We start from the raw sequence: 19,448 nt of genomic DNA, 5'->3' as shown, positions 1-19,448 counted from the left end.
GAAGTTGATGACGACGAACCCTGCAGAGGATTGCTGACAATGAGATCGGGATCTGTGGCCGCCGTTCTAGGCATTGGGCTGCTCTGGGCCGGGCAAGTCGTCTCGGCCGACCTGCCCGGACCGGAGCAACCGCCCGCTCCGCCGCAGGAGGAAAAAGGTATCTGGGGGGCGATCGCCTATTCCAGCGCCGACACCAAGCATGGCTTCTTCTGGGGTGCGGACAAGCGGCAGGAGGCGAAGGACATCGCGCTGAAATACTGCGAGAACGCCGGCGGAAAGACCTGCACCGTCGTCACCGTGTTCCGCAACCATCGCCACTGGAACGACGACGACGAGACCGGCTTTCCCTACAAACACTGCGGCGCCCTGGCCGTGGCCGAGAAGAAGCAGACCGAGCGACTGACGCCCTGGGGTGTGAATTCCGCCGAGACCCGCCGCGAAGCCGAAGACCTCGCTTTGCAGGCCTGCGAGGCGGCGGGAGAAAAATGCAAGATCCGCGAGTGGGTCTGCACATGAGGCTTGGCCCGAAGGCCGTCTCCGCATGTGGGGCAATTCTATTTTCATTGATGTCGCCGGCGTCGGCGCAGCAGCAGGTGGCGGCTGTCCCGGATGGACCGTCGTCGCTGCGTGAAGTCTATCAGGACTGGAGCGTGACCTGTTCCGTTCGCGAGAAGGCGAGGATGTGCTCGCTTGCGCAGGACCAGGTCCAGCAGAACGGCCAAAGGCTTCTTGCCGTGGAGATCGCGGGGCGCGCGGACGGGTCGACGACGGCTACCCTGCTTCTGCCCTTTGGCATCTTGCTCGATCAGGGTGTAACGCTGCAGATCGATGATCAGCCGCCACTGTCCCCGCAGCGATTCAGGACCTGCCTGCCGACGGGTTGCGTCTCGGTCTTTACCGTCGATCGGCCGACGCTTGGAAAGCTGAGGGGAGGCTCGGTGCTGAAGCTCAATGTCACGACGGATGCCGAGACCCCTCTGACCTTCCCGGTGTCGCTTCGCGGCCTGACCGCGGCGCTCGACCGCATGGCCGCGTTAAGCGCAAATTGAGAGGAAACGGGTCAGCCCGCGACCAATATGTGTCTTCCGGAGCCGTGTCACCGCTGCCAGGCCTGCGGCGGTGACGGGCGATGTCTACGGCATGATGCGCACGCCGGCCGCCGCCGATGGCGTATTTCTTGACGCGGCACCCTGGGGTGTCGTTGCCCGAAACAGCGACCCAACCACTGGTTCAATCGTCAATAGCGACTATCCACACCTATGATTCTGGCCCTATCGGTCGACAATCTCTGTTTCTTGTGCTTTCTCCACACTTGGCAGCGTCCGGATACAACCGCAACGGGCGGATGTTTATGTGCCATTTTTGCGACATCTCGCAGCCTTGTTGCCTGAAACCTCGTTTTAGCTGCCTCTAAACCAATAATCGCTCACACATTTCGTGAATTTGTGGATAATTCGTCGACGGGCAGGCCTTGGCTTGGTTGTAGCGCTCTGAAAAAGGGCGCTGGGGAAACGTTAGGGTGGGTTTGATGAATACGACAAGCATGTCGACCATAGGCAAGCGTCTTGGTCTTTTGATGGCGGCCACCATGCTGACCTGCGGGGGCGCTCATGCGCTCACGCTCAAGGAGGCGATGGCTGTTGCGGTGGAATCCAATCCCGAGATTGGACAGGCAATCGAAAACCGCGAAGCAATCGAATTCGAGTTGCGGCAGGCCAAGGGCCTTTATCTTCCAAGTGTCGATGTCGAGGCATCAGGTGGCGTTCGCCGGCTCGACAATTCGTCCCGGCGCGCACTGTCGATAGAGGACGATTCGCTCTATCCGGTGGAAGCGGATCTGGTGGTCACGCAGAAGCTATATGACAGCGGAGCGCGGCGGGCGGAATTGAACCGTCAGGCATCGCGAGTCGACGGAGCGTCGTTCCGGGTGCTGGAACGGTCCGAATTCATCGGGCTGTCCGTTGTCCAGGATTACCTCGAATACATGCTGCAGGCTTCGATCGTTGCCGAAGCCAAGAAGAATCTGGGTTTCCACCAGGCGATACTCGGTGACATCCGGCAAGGCATCTCAGGCGGAGCGCTGAACGAGGCCGACCGGCAACAGGCTGAGGAGCGTCTGTTCGCTGCCAAGGCGCGCATGCAGGAGGCGACCGAAGAACTGGAGGCTTCCAAGATACGGTTCTTCAAGACCGTCGGAAAGCCGCTGGTCAATGCTTCGCGGCCCGGTGATGTCGCTGCCGCACTTCCGCGGTCACTGGATGACGCGATAGGCTTGGCACGACAGAACAATCCGCGTGTTCACATGGCCACCAGCGATATCGACGCTGCCGCTTCCCTGGTGGACGCGGCGCGAGCGAAATATGGCCCTGAAGTCATTGCTGAAGGTCGGGCCAGGGCAGGCACTGACATTGACGGCGACGATGGGGACACCAATGATCTGCAGGCGCGTCTGGTGCTGCGTTGGAACCTGTATCGGGGCGGCATAGACAAGGCCAATGAACAGGAGCAGATCCGCCGTGCCAGCGAGCAGCGGCTTGCCTATCATCAGGTCTTGCGCGAAATCGAGGAAGCCGTCCGCACGTCATGGGATCGCCGTTTCCGGCAGGCCGATCTGGCAAAGACCCTGAGGCAACAAGCCGCCGCCAATGAGAAGCTGGTTGCTTCCTATCGCGAGCAGTTCAAAGTCGGACAGCGCTCGCTGCTCGACGTGCTCGATGCGCAGAATACGCGTTTCAACACGGCAACGCTGGCGGACACCGCATCCTATGCATCGCTGTTTGCCCAGTACCGGCTTCTGGCCGCGACCGGACAGTTGCTGAAAACGATGAACCTTGAGCCGGCAAAGCAAGCGACGGCCTATGCACGAACCGAATTTGCAACACCAGAAACCGCAGACACTGAAACCTATGCGCGGACGCCATCGGAGCAGAAGAACGACCTGCCTTTCGATATCCTCGCCCCGGTGAGGAAGAAATAAGACGGCACAAGGTCCGGCGAGAGTCCTGACGGGCAGATCGTGAACCAGCAACCCAACATCCTCTCCCCCAAGGAGGCGTTCAAAGCCTGTTTCTCAGCCGTGGCCGGATATCTCGGCAGGCCGAGCGCGGAGACCGTGCTGTTTGCCGGCGTGCCGCTCTCGGACACGCGAATTGAAGTCGACGACATCAGGCACCTTGCCGAGCGCATCGGCCTGGAAGTCACTGAGTTCAGCCACCGCGACTTTCTCAGGGGGCGTATCGACCTTCCCGCCATCGTCTTTCGCGTCAGCCAGTTGCCAGTCGCCCTGCTCGCCCAAACCGAAGGCGGTGCCTATATCACCGCGCCCCAGGAAGACGGCCGCACTGCAATCGACAGGTCGGAACTCGCCGCCAGCTATATCAGCGGCGGCGCGTCCTTCTCGATCACCTATGCCAATGCCACCGAGGGGATGACGGTCGGCTCGGCAGCCAAGATCGAGCGGAGACACTGGCTGACCGGAACGATGGGAGCCTTCTGGCGCACCTATTCGAAGGTCGTTCTGGCGGCGGTGTTCATCAACCTGCTGGCCATAGCCTCGCCCATCTTCACCATGAACGTCTACGACAGGATCCTGCCGAACAAGGCAATATCGACACTGTGGGTTCTGGCAATCGGCATTGGCGCCGTCATCCTGTTCGACCTGCTTTTGAAGACGGCCAGGGCTTCCCTCATCGACTATGCCGGGCGCAAAGCGGATATTCGGATATCCTATCTCCTGTTCGAAAAAGTGCTGAACTCGTCGCTGTCGTCGCGTCCTGGCTCGACTGGTGAATATGCAAACAGGGTCACGCAATATGAGTTCGTCAGAGAGTTCTTCACCTCGAACACCATCAGCGTGTTCATCGACACGGCATTCGTCTTCGTCTTTCTTCTTGTCATCTATGCGATAGGCGGCTGGCTGGTGATCATACCGGCGCTGGCCTTCGTGATGTCCGTCATCGTCGGCTTGATCACCCAGCGCCGCATCGGCAAGCGCGTCGCCGCCTCGATGAACGAAGCGTCGCAACGCCAGGCCCTGCTGGTCGAATCCATCTCCACGCTGGAGACAATCAAGTCGCTGCGCGCCGAGGCGTATCTGCTGCGAAAATGGGGGGAGCACTCCAAGAACGCCGCCAACACGTCCGAGAAGATCAAGCAGCTTTCGGCTGCCGCAGGCAACATAACCCAGTCCATACAACAGCTGGTGACCGTCGCTCTGGTGGTGGCCGGCGCTTATGCCTTCTCGGAAGGGCATGTTTCGACAGGAGCAATCATCGGAACGGTGATGCTGGCGAGCAGGGCCGTGGCTCCGCTCGGCCAGATCGCCATCACGCTGTCCCGGTTCCGCCAGGCCATGCTCTCGTTGAGAATGGTGAACTCGATCATGGCTCAGCCGGAAGACCGACCCGACACGGTGGGTTTCGTCAACCGCCCCATTCGCAAGGGGGCGATGGTGTTCAGGAACGTCGGGTTTGTCTATCCCGGCTCCAAAAACGAGGTTCTGACCGGCCTGAATTTCTCGGTGAAGCCGGGTGAGCGGATCGGCATCATCGGCCGCATAGGATCGGGAAAGACGACGATGGGTCGGCTGATCGGCCGGCTGTTCCTGCCGACGTCCGGTGAGTTGCTGCTGGATGGGATCGACATTCGCCAGTATCACCCGTCCGAGGTTCGCGCTGCGGTCGGCATCGTTGCGCAGGCTGGCGATCTGTTCTCGGGCACCATCAAGGAAAACCTCCTGATGGCATGCCCCGAGGCTACCGATGAGCAGATCATCGAAGCGGCAAAGGCGGCCGGGGTCGACGAGTTCGTCTCACGCCACCCGCGCGGCTACGACATGAATGTCGGCGAGCGCGGCACCAATCTTTCAGGCGGCCAGAGGCAGACTGTGGCGATCGCGCGCCTGCTGCTGACCAAACCGAAAATCGTCTTTCTGGATGAGCCGTCGGGCTCGATGGATCTCGCATCGGAACGCCAGTTGATCAAGCAGCTCAAAGTCGCCTTTGACCGCGACACCACGCTGATTGTCTCCACACATCGCTTCAGCATGCTTGAACTCGCCGACCGCCTGATCGTTATCGAACGGGGTAAAATCGTAGCCGACGGACCGAAGGACCAAGTCATACAGGCGTTGCAGAAAACAAGCGCCTGACAAAACAAATGTAATGCATCCAATGCGTTGGGGCGTGGGAAATGCTTGCCAGGGAAGATCGACCGCCGCTGTTTGCGTCGGCGTCCATATTCATAATAGGAGCGCTCTTCGTGGTTTTTGTCGCCTGGGCATCCTTTGCCGAAGTCGATGAGATCGCACGGGGCGACGGCAAGGTCATACCCGCTTCCAAGACCCAGATCATTCAGGCGAGTGAAGCCGGTGTCGTTCAGGAAATCGCCGTGACGATTGGCCAGATCGTCAAGAAGAACGATCTCATCATTCGCCTGGACAATACGCTCAACACGTCCAGTCTTGGCGAGCAGCAGGCCAAGGCGCGCGCACTGGAAGTGCGCATAGCAAGGCTGAAATACGAACAGAGCGGCAATCTCTCGGGGCCATTTCCGTGCCCGCAAGACATTCAGTCGGTCGCTCCGCAAATCTGCGACAATGAACAGAAGCTGCTCATCGCCAGACGCGAGAACTTCGACAACAAGCTGTCCGTACTCAAGTCACGCCTTGATCAGCGTGAGAACGAACTGGCCGAGGCGATCGCCAATTCCGACCGTCTGACCAAGAACCTGGCCGTCAGCGACCAGGAGGCAAAGCTGGTCGACGCGATGGTCAAGAAAGGCCTGATGGCAAGGACCGAACAGCTCCGGGTAGAGCGCGAACAGACTGAACTCAACGGCCAGCTGAACCTGGCCGGCGAAACAATAAAGAAGATCAAATCGTCGATCACGGAAGCTCAGCTTCAGGTCGAAGAACTTGGCCTGCAACTGCAGCAGGAGGCGTTGGACGACGTTACCCAGGCGCTGGCGGACCTTTCGGTGGTGGATGAAACCATAAGGGGGGCCACCGACAAGGTCGCGCGCACCGATATCCGGTCTCCGGTGGACGGCATCGTCAACACGCTGGAGCTGAACACGGTCGGTGCCTTCGTCCAGCCCGGCGCCGTCGTGGCCGGCATCGTGCCAACCTCCGAGACCTTGCTGGTGGAGGCACGGGTCTCGCCACGGGATGTCGCGTTCATCCGCCCCGACCAGGAAGCGCTTATCAAGGTCACCGCCTATGATTTCTCGATCTTCGGCGGCATCGAGGGCAAGGTCTCCAACATCACGGCCGACAGCCTGGTCGATCAGAAGACCGGGGAACCCTATTATCAGGTGCGCGTGTCGACGGATAAATCGACTCTTCAAAGAGATGGCAAGGCCTACTCGATCATTCCCGGGATGATCTGTTCAGTCGACATCAAGACCGGGCGCAAGACGATCCTGCACTACCTCTTGAAGCCGATCAACAAGGCGCGTGAGGAGGCGATGAGTGAGCGGTAGCGCCAGCCCTCATTCCGACCGCGAGCGACTGCTTCCTCCAGTCGCGGCCGAGGATTTTGGACTGGAATTTCGGGTTGTGGCGCGTGGCGGCATACGACGCGGCATCCGTTTGGAGCGGGCATTCTGGGTGTCGCTGAAGCAGATGGCCGAAAGCAGGAAATGCACGATCGGCATGCTCATTGATGAGATCGCTGAAAGCCAGGCACAGACAGGTAACCTGACATCCGCGATCAGGGTGGCCTGCATGCGTGGATTGGGGGACGAAAACCTGACTTTGCGAAGGCTTGCGTCGATCAATACCATCAGCGCCATACTGCTCGCTTGCCCGTCACCGGCCTTTGCCCTGGCTTCATCGAAGAAGATCCTGACGTTCAACGCGCCGTTCCAGCAGCTGGTCAAGCGTCAGTTGCCGATCGTTCCAAACGATGATGCACGGCACGACCTCAAGCTGGCGCTGGATCTCAATGTGGCGGACATCTTCGCGCGGCTCGAGGCCAATGGCGAAGCGCCGGTGTCCACCGGCTTTGTCATCGGCGCTGGTGACCGTCGATACAGGGGTCAGTTGAATGCGGTACGGGCCCCGGTGGTCGAGCCGGAGTTGCTGATGGCGTTCGTCTTCGGCGGGTAGCTCGGGGACTCATAAACCCGAGCCTGAGGCGGATAGCCGCGTGGTCATCCGATCGGCAAGGCTGGTCGACCCAGTATGGTAGGCCGGTTCCTGAAAGCTTTCATTCTCTCAAAGGCTGCCAGCATTGAGCGATCGATGTGTGTGGTTACAATCAGGCATTCGCGGTATACTTGCCGTCTTCAAAGCGTGACCCTTACTGAGGTTTGCCTTGGGAGATGCCAAATGCGCGTGTCCTTGCTTTTCATTCCACTGCTGCTTGTACACATCCCGATTGTTGCGCACGCCGACGCCATTCACGACGCAGCGAAAGAGGGTGATGTCGCGGCGATCACGGCAGCGCTCGACGCAGGTGCCGGCGTCGATGAGAGCGATGGGCACGCGACACCACTCTTTCTCGCGGTCAGAGGCGGGCATTTTGCGGCGGCAAAACTGCTCGTCGAACGCGGTGCCGACGTCAACGCCACCCCGGACCCGCGTTTGGGCTCTGCCCTTATGCCGGCTCTGGCAAAACGCCGGATCGATTTGATCAATCTGTTGCTCGACGCGGGCGCAAATCCAAATTCCGACCGTGGCGGCCAATCTGCCCTTCATGTCGCCGTCACTCTTAGTTGTCTCGACTGTGTGAAGGCACTCGTCGAGGCCGGTGCCGACGTGAATGCGAAGACAAAGGACGGCAAGACACCGCTCCATCTGGCAAAACTCAAGGGGCAACGCGAAGTTGCCGACTATCTCTTGTCGCATGGGGTCGTCTTGCCGACACCAGCCCCGATCTCAATGAAGTTGGCTTCCGCCGATGTCGAGAAAGGCCGAACCTACTTCACCCGCGTGTGTGCCGGTTGCCACCATGCCGACCCACAGGGAGGGAACAAAACAGGACCGAACTTGTGGAGCGTCGTCGGCCGCGACAAGGCATCCATGGCAGGTATAAGTTACTCCGACACGTTGCTGGCCTGGGAGGGTGTATGGACGTACGAGGACCTGAACAAATACCTCTTCGGCCCCATGCTCACCACGCCGGGCGTTAAGATGGAGATCCCTGGTGTCCCGGACGAGACTGAACGGGTCAACCTGATCGCCTACTTGCGCACACTCAGCGACAAGCCGATCCCGCTGCCCTGAATCGAGAGCGGCTCACTGCTTCACGGGGAACCACCAATCTTAGCGAAACCTACGGCTGAAAACCCTCGCCCGGTGCGACGGTCGCGAGGCTGCCTTTGAGGTCGGCCATCTGGGCTGCCCCCGGTTTCGAGCCGTGGATCCAGGCCCGGTCCGTGCTGAACGAATAGAGCGGAACATAGGTCGGGAGATCGCTATCGCGCACAACAGTGTTGCTGAGGCTATCGAGAATGAAGGTGCCGCTGCCTGTGCTCACCGACAGCACTGCGTGAAAGAAGCCTCGCTTGCGATCCTGGAGAACAACGAGCGCCATGCTTTGCGTTGGAATGCCGGCTCTCATCAGAGCCGTCATCTTGAGGATGGCGAAATCCTCGCAGTCGCCGGCGCGCCGTTCGAGAATCTCCGACGGCTTGGCCCAATAGTCGAGCTTGCCATAGACAACGCTGTCTTTCCTGTAGGCGATCAGGCGATTTACGCTGCTGTTGACGAAGGACAGCTTCTCGCTGAATCCCTTGCCTTGAGCGGCGGCGACCATGCCGGCAAAAGCCGCACTTTTGCGTTCGCAGGCGCTGCCTTCCGAGCAGGCGGTGATTGCCCGGTAGACAGGCGCCCAGCGAGCCGCGACGGGAAAATTGCGCATGGACAAGGCAACCGATCCGAACACGCCCGGAATGATCGACGCCGTCTGCACCGGATCTATCCCGGCCTCACCTTGTGCCACCGACGAGCCATCCTCGCGGTCGGCAACCGCCGCGCCATAGCTGCCGAAAACCATGCCGATCCGGTATGGGGCCGCAGGCTGCCAGGGCTGAGGCCTCACCAGCGAAACACCGCCGAGACAGGGCGGCGTCTGGACCTTTTCCAGAGCGGTGCCGGGTGCGGCGACCTCGCTGGAAACGGCATTCGCGAATGATGGCCCCGCCATGCCGACAAGCCCGATTGCCAGCAAGAGCACCTTGAGCCTGGTTTTTCCCAGGGAGTTTTCTTTTTTCATAACGCCCACCTTTGACTGTGGACGCTACCAATCTTGTCTCAAATTATTGGAAAGGAAGGTGGATAACTTTCCCGCAAATCACTACGTCTATTTTCTATAAAATTTTATTCAATTTTATACTTTCATTTACCAGAAAATCCCCGGCCTACCAGCCGCCAAGCAAGCCGCATGGAGATCAACATATATCTGGTTATATGTTTGTGATTTACCACGTGTAAAAAATGCCGGGCAATGCATATTGGAATATATGAAATAGATTGCGTGACTGTTGCAAAGTAGAAGTGGCCGCTGTCTCTTGCCGGGAAATATCGGAGGGGTTTCAGCCATGACGACCAATATCGAGTTGGACAGCTTTTCGGGTTCTTTGAGCGGGCATTCCACGTCCAATGAACACGGCGATCAGACATCGCCGGCGGAGATCCGGGTGGCACAAGCAAATTCGACGCAGCAGCCCGCGCCGGCAGCGTCCGAACCGGTGCCGGTCGATGTCGGCGGCGGAGCGCCTGTCAAACCAGAAACCCCCGTGGAAGCAAAGGCACCGCCGGCAGCTGCGCCGCACGAATATGTAGCCGACGCCAGCCACGTGGTAAGACTTCCGGCCAACGTCTCCATCGACAACATCAAGGTCGATGGCCAAAACCTCTTGCTCGAACAGGCCGACGGCTCGGTGATCGTGATCAAGGATGGCGCCCTGAACGTGCCGACCTTCATCATTGGCGACGTCGAGGTGCCACGCGTGGCGCTGCTGGCAGCGCTGGAAGCAAGCCATGTCGATGTCGCCTTCGGCGCCGATGGTTCCATCTCGGCCGGCCCGGGCGGTTCGAATTCAAGCGCAGGCGGAGACTTCTCGGTTCCCCCCGGCGGCATCGGCGACGGGTTCGACCTGTCGGCCCTTTTGCCCCCGACGGCCTTGCAGTTTGGGCTTCTGGAGCGGCGCGAACTGTTTCCCTCGATCGTCGACAGGCAGGTTTCAGTGACGGCCACGTCACTGCTTGCTCCGAGCGAAGCGGCCAGTGAAACCGGTCTTGACGGCGGTGGGGCGCAATCCCCGGGCAGCGACGCACCGAGCCATTCGGAAACGTCCGGCACTGGGACGATCAGCATCGACGCGCCGGATGGAATCGGGTCGATCGTCATCAACGGCGTTACCGTCACCGCCGTCGGCCAGGAGATCCCGGGGCAGTTCGGCTTCCTGACGATCGTCTCCTACAATCCGACCACTGGGGCTATCGAATACAACTACACGGTCACGGAGTCGGTCACCCATCCGAACCAGACAACCGGGTTCGATCCCAACGATACGGTTCCGGACAATTTCAGCATCACCGTCACCGATGTCGATGGCGATACGGCCAGCACCACCTTTGCCGTCGCCATTGTCGACGACGTGCCGACGGCGGTTGCCGACACCGACAGCATCGCAGCCGGCCAGTTCGGCCCTGCGACGGGCAATGTGCTGGTTGGCGGCACGGATGCGGGCGACGCCAACACAACGGACGGCGTTGCCGACACCCAGGGCGCCGACGGCGCGACGGTGGTGGGCGTTGCCAAGGGGACGACCAATGTCGATCTGGACAATTCGACCACTCTCAACAGCCCGATCCAGGGTGAATATGGCAAGCTGACGCTGCACAGCGACGGCAGCTACACCTATGTGCGCGATGCCGGCACGCCCGGAGGCGTCAACGACGTCTTCACCTACACGATCAAGGATGGCGACGGCGACACCTCGCACACCACGCTGACGATTTCGATCGGCAACTCGACGCCTGTGATCACCGACCTAACGCCGGAGGCCACTGGCGGCGATGTCGTCGTCAACGAGGCGGCATTGAATGCCGGCACGCCGGGCGGCCCCGGGTCCGATCCGGCAAGCACGGCCGAAATCGGCGCCGGTACCTTTACCGTGTCGTCGCCCGACGGCATCCACTCGCTGGCGATCGACGGCAACGCCTTCATCACCGATGGCGTGTTCACCGCGGGCTCCTTCACCACCGCATTCGGCAACACACTCAACGTGACGGCTTACAATGCCGCCACTGGTCAGGTGAGCTACACCTACACGCTGCTCGACAACGAGGCGCATGCCGCCGGCCAAAACACGAACAGCCTTTTCGAGAACTTCACCGTCACGCTGACCGACCAGGATCTGCAGAGCGCCAATGCCACGCTCTCCGTCAAGATCGTCGACGACGTGCCGACGGCTTCGAATGACGGCCCGTATGCGGTCGTCGAGGACGGCGCCGGCGCGGCCAACACGCCGCCGACCAGCACGGTCTCGGGCGATGTGCTTGCCAACGATGCCTCGGGCGCCGACGCGCCCAAGGGCTTCGTGGCATGGTCGGGCGCCGACGCGGCGGCAATCACGGCGCTGAACACCTACGGCACGCTGACGCAGGGCGCCGGCGGCACGTGGAGCTATGTGCTCGACAACAGCAAGGCCGCGACACAGGCGCTGACCTCGGGCAGCCATCTGAGCTACGACCTGCACTACACCATGACGGACGCCGACGGCGACACCTCGCCGGCAACGCTGACCATCACCATCGACGGCGCCAACGACAGCGCCACGGTGTCGACGGCCCAGGCCCAGGGTCCGGACAACACGGTCTATGAAGCCGGCCTCAACCCGGACGGCTCGAATGCCCTGGCCAACACGGAGACCAGCACCGGCTCCTTCACCATCTCGGCCACCGACGGCATCAAGGAGATCGTCATCGGCGGCACGACGTTCACCATGGCCCAGGTGCAGGCCTTCAACGGCTCGCAGACGGTCAACACCGGCGAAGGCGTGCTGACGCTGACCGGCTACACCGGTGATGCCCACTCGGGCACGGTGGCCTACAGCTACACGCTGACGGCGACGATCGACAATGACAGCAAGGTGCCGGCTCCCGGCGACAGCGTCGACGCCACGGGCTTCAACGACAACGTCGCACTGACCGTCAACGGCGTCGGCGGCACCACCGCCAGCGACAACCTCCTGGTCCATGTCGTCGACGACGTGCCGACGGCTTCGAATGACGGCCCGTATGCGGTCGTCGAGGACGGCGCGGGTGCGGCCAACACGCCGCCGACCAGCACGGTCTCGGGCGATGTGCTTGCCAACGATGCCTCGGGCGCCGACGCGCCCAAGGGCTTCGTGGCCTGGTCGGGCGCCGACGCGGCGACCATCGCCAGCCTCAACACCTATGGCACGCTGACGCAGGGCGCCGGCGGCACGTGGAGCTATGTGCTCGACAACAGCAAGGCCGCGACGCAGGCGCTGACCTCCGGCAGCCATCTGAGCTTCGAGCTGCACTACACGATGACGGACGCCGACGGCGACACCTCGCCGGCGACGCTGACCATCACCATCGACGGCGCCAACGACAGCGCCACGGTGTCGACGGCCCAGGCCCAGGGTCCCGACAACACGGTCTATGAGGCCGGCCTCAACCCGAACGGCTCGAATGCAGCCGCCAACACCGAGACCAGCACCGGCTCCTTCACCATCTCGGCCACCGACGGCATCAAGGAGATCGTCATCGGCGGCACGACGTTCACCATGGCCCAGGTGCAGGCCTTCAACGGCTCGCAGACGGTCAACACCGGCGAAGGCGTGCTGACGCTGACCGGCTACACCGGTGATGCCCACTCGGGCACGGTGGCCTACAGCTACACGCTGACGGCGACGATCGACAATGACAGCAAGGTGCCGGCTCCCGGCGACAGCGTCGACGCCACGGGCTTCAACGACAACGTCGCACTGACCGTCAACGGCGTCGGCGGCACCACCGCCAGCGACAACCTCCTGGTCCATGTCGTCGACGACGTGCCGACGGCTTCGAATGACGGCCCGTATGCGGTCGTCGAGGACGGCGCCGGCGCGGCCAACACGCCGCCGACCAGCACGGTCTCGGGCGATGTGCTTGCCAACGATGCCTCGGGCGCCGACGCGCCCAAGGGCTTCGTGGCATGGTCGGGCGCCGACGCGGCGGCAATCACGGCGCTGAACACCTACGGCACGCTGACGCAGGGCGCCGGCGGCACGTGGAGCTATGTGCTCGACAACAGCAAGGCCGCGACACAGGCGCTGACCTCGGGCAGCCATCTGAGCTACGACCTGCACTACACCATGACGGACGCCGACGGCGACACCTCGCCGGCAACGCTGACCATCACCATCGACGGCGCCAACGACAGCGCCACGGTGTCGACGGCCCAGGCCCAGGGTCCGGACAACACGGTCTATGAAGCCGGCCTCAACCCGGACGGCTCGAATGCCCTGGCCAACACGGAGACCAGCACCGGCTCCTTCACCATCTCGGCCACCGACGGCATCAAGGAGATCGTCATCGGCGGCACGACGTTCACCATGGCCCAGGTGCAGGCCTTCAACGGCTCGCAGACGGTCAACACCGGCGAAGGCGTGCTGACGCTGACCGGCTACACCGGTGATGCCCACTCGGGCACGGTGGCCTACAGCTACACGCTGACGGCGACGATCGACAATGACAGCAAGGTGCCGGCTCCCGGCGACAGCGTCGACGCCACGGGCTTCAACGACAACGTCGCACTGACCGTCAACGGCGTCGGCGGCACCACCGCCAGCGACAACCTCCTGGTCCATGTCGTCGACGACGTGCCGACGGCTTCGAATGACGGCCCGTATGCGGTCGTCGAGGACGGCGCCGGCGCGGCCAACACGCCGCCGACCAGCACGGTCTCGGGCGATGTGCTTGCCAACGATGCCTCGGGCGCCGACGCGCCCAAGGGCTTCGTGGCCTGGTCGGGCGCCGACGCGGCGGCAATCACGGCGCTGAACACCTACGGCACGCTGACGCAGGGCGCCGGCGGCACGTGGAGCTATGTGCTCGACAACAGCAAGGCCGCGACGCAGGCGCTGACCTCGGGCAGCCATCTGAGCTACGACCTGCACTACACGATGACGGACGCCGACGGCGACACCTCGCCGGCAACGCTGACCATCACCATCGACGGCGCCAACGACAGCGCCACGGTGTCGACGGCCCAGGCCCAGGGTCCGGACAACACGGTCTATGAAGCCGGCCTCAACCCGGACGGCTCGAATGCCCTGGCCAACACGGAGACCAGCACCGGCTCCTTCACCATCTCGGCCACCGACGGCATCAAGGAGATCGTCATCGGCGGCACGACGTTCACCATGGCCCAGGTGCAGGCCTTCAACGGCTCGCAGACGGTCAACACCGGCGAAGGCGTGCTGACGCTGACCGGCTACACCGGTGATGCCCACTCGGGCACGGTGGCCTACAGCTACACGCTGACGGCGACGATCGACAATGACAGCAAGGTGCCGGCTCCCGGCGACAGCGTCGACGCCACGGGCTTCAACGACAACGTCGCACTGACCGTCAACGGCGTCGGCGGCACCACCGCCAGCGACAACCTCCTGGTCCATGTCGTCGACGACGTGCCGACGGCTTCGAATGACGGCCCGTATGCGGTCGTCGAGGACGGCGCCGGCGCGGCCAACACGCCGCCGACCAGCACGGTCTCGGGCGATGTGCTTGCCAACGATGCCTCGGGCGCCGACGCGCCCAAGGGCTTCGTGGCCTGGTCGGGCGCCGACGCGGCGACCATCGCCAGCCTCAACACCTATGGCACGCTGACGCAGGGCGCCGGCGGCACGTGGAGCTATGTGCTCGACAACAGCAAGGCCGCGACGCAGGCGCTGACCTCCGGCAGCCATCTGAGCTACGACCTGCACTACACGATGACGGACGCCGACGGCGACACCTCGCCGGCAACGCTGACCATCACCATCGACGGCGCCAACGACAGCGCCACGGTGTCGACGGCCCAGGCCCAGGGTCCCGACAACACGGTCTATGAGGCCGGCCTCAACCCGAACGGCTCGAATGCAGCCGCTAACACCGAGACCAGCACCGGCTCCTTCACCATCTCGGCCACCGACGGCATCAAGGAGATCGTCATCGGCGGCACGACGTTCACGCTGGCCCAGGTGCAGGCCTTCAACGGCACGCAGACGGTCAACACCGGCGAAGGCGTGCTGACGCTGACCGGCTACACCGGTGATGCCCACTCGGGCACGGTGGCCTACAGCTACACGCTGACGGCGACCATCGACAATGACAGCAAGGTGCCGGCTCCCGGCGACAGCGTCGACGCCACGGGCTTCAACGACAACGTCGCACTGACCGTCAACGGCGTCGGCGGCACCACCGCCAGCGACAACCTCCTGGTCCATGTCGTCGACGACGTGCCGACGGCTTCGAATGACGGCCCGTATGCGGTCGTCGAGGACGGCGCCGGCGCGGCCAACACGCCGCCGACCAGCACGGTCTCGGGCGATGTGCTTGCCAACGATGCCTCGGGCGCCGACGCGCCCAAGGGCTTCGTGGCCTGGTCGGGCGCCGACGCGGCGACCATCGCCAGCCTCAACACCTATGGCACGCTGACGCAGGGCGCCGGCGGCACGTGGAGCTATGTGCTCGACAACAGCAAGGCCGCGACGCAGGCGCTGACCTCCGGCAGCCATCTGAGCTTCGAGCTGCACTACACGATGACGGACGCCGACGGCGACACCTCGCCGGCGACGCTGACCATCACCATCGACGGCGCCAACGACAGCGCCACGGTGTCGACGGCCCAGGCCCAGGGTCCCGACAACACGGTCTATGAGGCCGGCCTCAACCCGAACGGCTCGAATGCAGCCGCCAACACCGAGACCAGCACCGGCTCCTTCACCATCTCGGCCACCGACGGCATCAAGGAGATCGTCATCGGCGGCACGACGTTCACGCTGGCCCAGGTGCAGGCCTTCAACGGCACGCAGACGGTCAACACCGGCGAAGGCGTGCTGACGCTGACCGGCTACACCGGTGATGCCCACTCGGGCACGGTGGCCTACAGCTACACGCTGACGGCGACGATCGACAATGACAGCAAGGTGCCGGCCCTCGGCGACAGCGTCGACGCCACAGGCTTCAACGACAATGTCGCACTGACCGTCAACGGCGTCGGCGGCACCACCGCCAGCGACAACCTCCTGGTCCATGTCGTCGACGACGTGCCGACGGCGGTCAATGACGGACAGGCCGCGACGGAAGGCGGCGCGGCAATCGTGGCGAACGCGGCCAATGGCGTTCTGGCCAACGACCATGTCGGCGCGGACCAGCCCGGCACGGTGACGGCAGTGACGGGCGGCACGGTCGGCAATCCGATCGTGACGGCCTATGGCACGCTGACGCTGAACGGCGACGGCTCCTACATCTATACCCCGAAGGCGTCGGTGCCGGCTGGGACGGTGGACAGCTTCACCTACACGATGAAGGACGCTGACGGGGACACCTCGCAGGCGGTTCTGTCGTTCACCTTCTCGGGCGACAACAACCATGCGACGGCGGGTGTGTCGGCAACGCTGGTCGACGAGGACAACCTTGCGACGGGCAACAACGACGCGGCCCTGGGTGACGATGCGCCGAGCGCGCAGCCCGGAACGCTGACGCACAATTATGGTACGGACGGCGCGGGCCACATTGCGCTGGTGTCGGGCTCGGAGACGGTGAATGGCACCACCTACACCTACACGGCCAATGGCGCGGGTACGCAGATCATCGCGTCTGCCGGTGGCGTCGATGTGTTCCAGGTCGACCTGACCAATGCGGTCACCGGCACCTATACGGTGACGCTGCTGTCGCCGGTCCAGCATCCGACGCCGGGCACCGAGGACAATCTCGACTTCAACTTGAGCTACAAGGTCTACGACGCCGACGACACGGCCGCCACGGCCGCAACCGGCACGCTGACCGTGACGGTGGATGACGACGCTCCGACTCTGAGCATCGACGATATAGCCGTCAACAGGATTGCTGGCGCAGTCACCTCCGGTCATTACGACTTTGCAGTCGGTGCCGACAGTTCGACTTTTGCTGACTCGTTCGGGTCAGGCGCTCTTGCTTGGACCAATAAAGGAGCCGATTTCGATTTCCACCTGAAATCCGGTACCACCTCCACCTACGAAGCGACCTATGATGACGGTGGAACCACGAAGACCTTTTTCGAAATCACGATTAAGAACGATGGCACCTATGACTTCCAGCTAATTACTGCTGCACCTGCGCTCACAGTTTCGAGCGGATCGCTGTTCAGTGGCATCTCCGGCGGGTCCGGCTTGTCGAGCTATACGTTCGCGGCGTCAAACTTTGGCGGTGCGTTTTCCTTAGTATTGACTGCTACGAAAGAGGACGGCAACGACGCAGGAACGGACCCAGATCCTGCCACGTTGACGATTTCATCGACCGAACTCGGCATCAACGGCAATAGTATCCAGGAGAGCTTCGACGAAACTCTGCGACTGGACGTCCAGCAGCAAGCTGGTTTCCAGAACTCGACATTGAGCTCTCTCTCGATTGGGGTTGCTGCAACCGGAAGCTTGGCTGCTGGTGACGATTTCCAAATACAAGTCTTTTACACGAGTGGTTCACCGGTCACAACGGCTGTGAATTATGACGGAAGCGGTACAGTTAGTTTTGACATCGATAGTAGTCGAACGGTCGATTACGTAGAATTCAAAGCCATAACAAACAATGTCAACTTCAAGATTACTGGAATTTCTCTTGAATATACCACTACGGTGGACCCGGCCGACAATGTTCTGCAGTTCCAACTGACAGGCAAGGACGGCGATGGTGATACGGCCACCGACGCCTTTGCGGTAAATGTAATGGCTGGCACGGCTGGCAACGACACGATCGTCACCGGCAGCACAGACGATCAAGTTTCCGGGGGAAGCGGCAACGACAAGTTGAGCGGCGGTGGGGGCAATGACCTTCTTTTCGGGGGCGATGGAAACGACATCCTCATTGGCGGCGCCGGCAACGACACTCTGACCGGCGGCACCGGGGTAGATCAGTTCCGGATGGCAACAAATACCGGAATGGATACCATCAAGGACTTCGTGGTCGGGACTGACAAGATCGGCCTGCTGGACACCGGCGCGACCGGCAGCGGCAGCGTCAATTTCGCCAACACCACTGGAACCTCGGCCGGCAACGCCCTGAACGTCAGCGACTTCTCGATCCGTGCCTCGATCTCCGCACTCACGGCTGGCGACTCGGCGCATATCGTTAGAATCGACGCGGCACAGACGTCGGCGCAAATAGCGGCAGCAACAGCAGCGGTGGCAGCCAACACCTATGTGCTTGTCTTCAACTCGACCACCGCACACGGGGAACTCTGGTTCGATACGAATTGGAACGATGCCGCCGGCCGCACCCAGGTCGCAACCTTCGAAAACATCACTACGCTAGGGCAGCTTACCACGCTTACCAGCGCGGATTTCGTCGTCTATAACAGCGCTACCGATCCCATCATCCTCGACTTGAACCATGATGGGTTCGCTTTCTCCGATCTCAGCCATGGCGTCCAGTTCGACATCAATGGGGATGGTGTAAAAGATCAGGTTGCCTGGAACACATCCCATGATGGCATGCTGGCGATCGACCTCAACCATGACGGCAAGATCGACGACGGCACCGAACTGTTCACGCCGGCCTTCGGCGGCGGCAACTTCGCCAGCGGCGCGGCGGCACTGGCTTCGCTCGACAGCAACCACGACGGCATCATCGACCACAATGACGCCGCCTTCGACAGCCTGCTGATCTGGAAGGATGCCAATGCCAACGGCGCCAGCGACGCCGGGGAATTGTCACACCTCGCTGATAACGGTATCGTCTCCATCAGTACAGCGGCTACTCCGACTGTTGGCGAAATCGACGGACAGACCGTGACAGGCAACGGAACCTTCCAAATGGCCGATGGCACCACCGGCAACTATGTCGAGGTCGAACTCGACACCTCGCTTGTTGCACCGGCTGAGCCGTCCGTTGCCTCCGATGGGACGAAGACCTTCACCGTCGGCTCGCTTGACGCCGCCGATCTGATCGCGGACTTCCATGACGGTGCGAACGGCGACAAGATCGATCTTTCCGCATTGCTCAAGGGCCTGGCAGGCGTCGTCGATCTCGAAGCCGGCGGCTTCGTGGAGATCGCGCAGTCCTCGACCAATGCGGCGAACGCCGAAGTCAAGGTCGATACGGATGGCGGCGGCGACAACTACCATACGGTTGCAGTGCTGGAGAACTATGCGTTCCACAGCGCTGCCGAAGCAGTCAAAATACTGTACGATGACAGCCACGGCACCAAGACGGACGTGGCCTAAGGGCGAAAGGGACGGGGTAAGCA

9 protein-coding genes are annotated in these 19,448 nt (G+C 62.0%); 8 read left to right on the top strand and 1 reads right to left on the bottom strand.

All coding sequences use genetic code 11. The annotated features are described in order from the left end of the window. The first annotated feature begins 39 nt into the window (after window positions 1–39). The 7 genes from ACFOJ9_RS25860 to ACFOJ9_RS25830 all read left to right on the top strand — a co-directional run bounded on the left by ACFOJ9_RS25860 (window position 40) and on the right by ACFOJ9_RS25830 (window position 8,227). Window positions 40–516: a DUF4189 domain-containing protein gene (locus ACFOJ9_RS25860; RefSeq protein WP_378982583.1), complete on the top strand. Its 477-nt coding sequence runs from the start codon at window positions 40–42 to the stop codon at window positions 514–516. Beyond that, window positions 486–1,049 carry an invasion associated locus B family protein gene (locus tag ACFOJ9_RS25855; RefSeq protein ID WP_378982581.1) on the top strand — a complete coding sequence of 188 codons (564 nt, stop codon included), beginning with the start codon at window positions 486–488 and terminating at the stop codon, window positions 1,047–1,049. The genes ACFOJ9_RS25860 and ACFOJ9_RS25855 overlap by 31 nt, the downstream gene beginning before the upstream one ends. A 479-nt stretch (window positions 1,050–1,528) precedes the next feature. Further along, complete coding sequence (locus tag ACFOJ9_RS25850; protein WP_378982579.1) at window positions 1,529–2,977, top strand: TolC family protein; 1,449 nt, start codon at window positions 1,529–1,531, stop codon at window positions 2,975–2,977. 39 nt (window positions 2,978–3,016) lie between these two features. Next, window positions 3,017–5,149: a type I secretion system permease/ATPase gene (locus ACFOJ9_RS25845; RefSeq protein WP_378982577.1), complete on the top strand. Its 2,133-nt coding sequence runs from the start codon at window positions 3,017–3,019 to the stop codon at window positions 5,147–5,149. Window positions 5,150–5,190: 41 nt separating this feature from the next. Further along, window positions 5,191–6,480, top strand: coding sequence for an HlyD family type I secretion periplasmic adaptor subunit (locus ACFOJ9_RS25840; RefSeq protein ID WP_378982575.1), 1,290 nt, complete (start codon window positions 5,191–5,193; stop codon window positions 6,478–6,480). After that, complete coding sequence (locus ACFOJ9_RS25835; RefSeq protein ID WP_378982573.1) at window positions 6,470–7,108, top strand: ribbon-helix-helix domain-containing protein; 639 nt, start codon at window positions 6,470–6,472, stop codon at window positions 7,106–7,108. The genes ACFOJ9_RS25840 and ACFOJ9_RS25835 overlap by 11 nt, the downstream gene beginning before the upstream one ends. Before the next feature lie 222 nt (window positions 7,109–7,330). Next, a complete protein-coding gene (locus tag ACFOJ9_RS25830; RefSeq protein WP_378982571.1) occupies window positions 7,331–8,227 on the top strand; it encodes an ankyrin repeat domain-containing protein in 897 nt (298 codons plus the stop codon). 49 nt (window positions 8,228–8,276) lie between these two features. On the opposite strand, the gene ACFOJ9_RS25825 is transcribed toward ACFOJ9_RS25830, so the two are convergent. After that, window positions 8,277–9,218, bottom strand: a complete 942-nt coding sequence (locus ACFOJ9_RS25825; protein ID WP_378982569.1) for a transglutaminase-like cysteine peptidase — start codon at window positions 9,216–9,218, stop codon at window positions 8,277–8,279. A gap of 424 nt (window positions 9,219–9,642) precedes the next feature. On the opposite strand from ACFOJ9_RS25825, the gene ACFOJ9_RS25820 reads away from it, so the two are divergent. Continuing rightward, entirely contained in the window at window positions 9,643–19,425 is a 9,783-nt protein-coding gene (locus ACFOJ9_RS25820) for a VCBS domain-containing protein (RefSeq protein WP_378982567.1), read from the top strand. Window positions 19,426–19,448 lie beyond the last annotated feature (23 nt).

Source organism: Mesorhizobium cantuariense, from assembly GCF_042647205.1.
GTDB lineage: Bacteria > Pseudomonadota > Alphaproteobacteria > Rhizobiales > Rhizobiaceae > Mesorhizobium > Mesorhizobium cantuariense.
Note: the sequence above shows the minus strand (reverse complement) of the source record. Positions and strands in the feature narration are given on the sequence as shown.

What these genes read in the sequence shown, in the direction of transcription:
- ACFOJ9_RS25855 (WP_378982581.1), top strand. Translation starts at nt 486, where the DNA reads ATGCAAGATCCGCGAGTGGGTCTGCACATGAGGCTTGGCCCGAAGGCC.
- ACFOJ9_RS25830 (WP_378982571.1), top strand. Translation starts at nt 7,331, where the DNA reads ATGCGCGTGTCCTTGCTTTTCATTCCACTGCTGCTTGTACACATCCCG.
- ACFOJ9_RS25860 (WP_378982583.1), top strand. Translation starts at nt 40, where the DNA reads ATGAGATCGGGATCTGTGGCCGCCGTTCTAGGCATTGGGCTGCTCTGG.
- ACFOJ9_RS25825 (WP_378982569.1), bottom strand. Translation starts at nt 9,218, where the DNA reads ATGAAAAAAGAAAACTCCCTGGGAAAAACCAGGCTCAAGGTGCTCTTG.
- ACFOJ9_RS25840 (WP_378982575.1), top strand. Translation starts at nt 5,191, where the DNA reads ATGCTTGCCAGGGAAGATCGACCGCCGCTGTTTGCGTCGGCGTCCATA.
- ACFOJ9_RS25850 (WP_378982579.1), top strand. Translation starts at nt 1,529, where the DNA reads ATGAATACGACAAGCATGTCGACCATAGGCAAGCGTCTTGGTCTTTTG.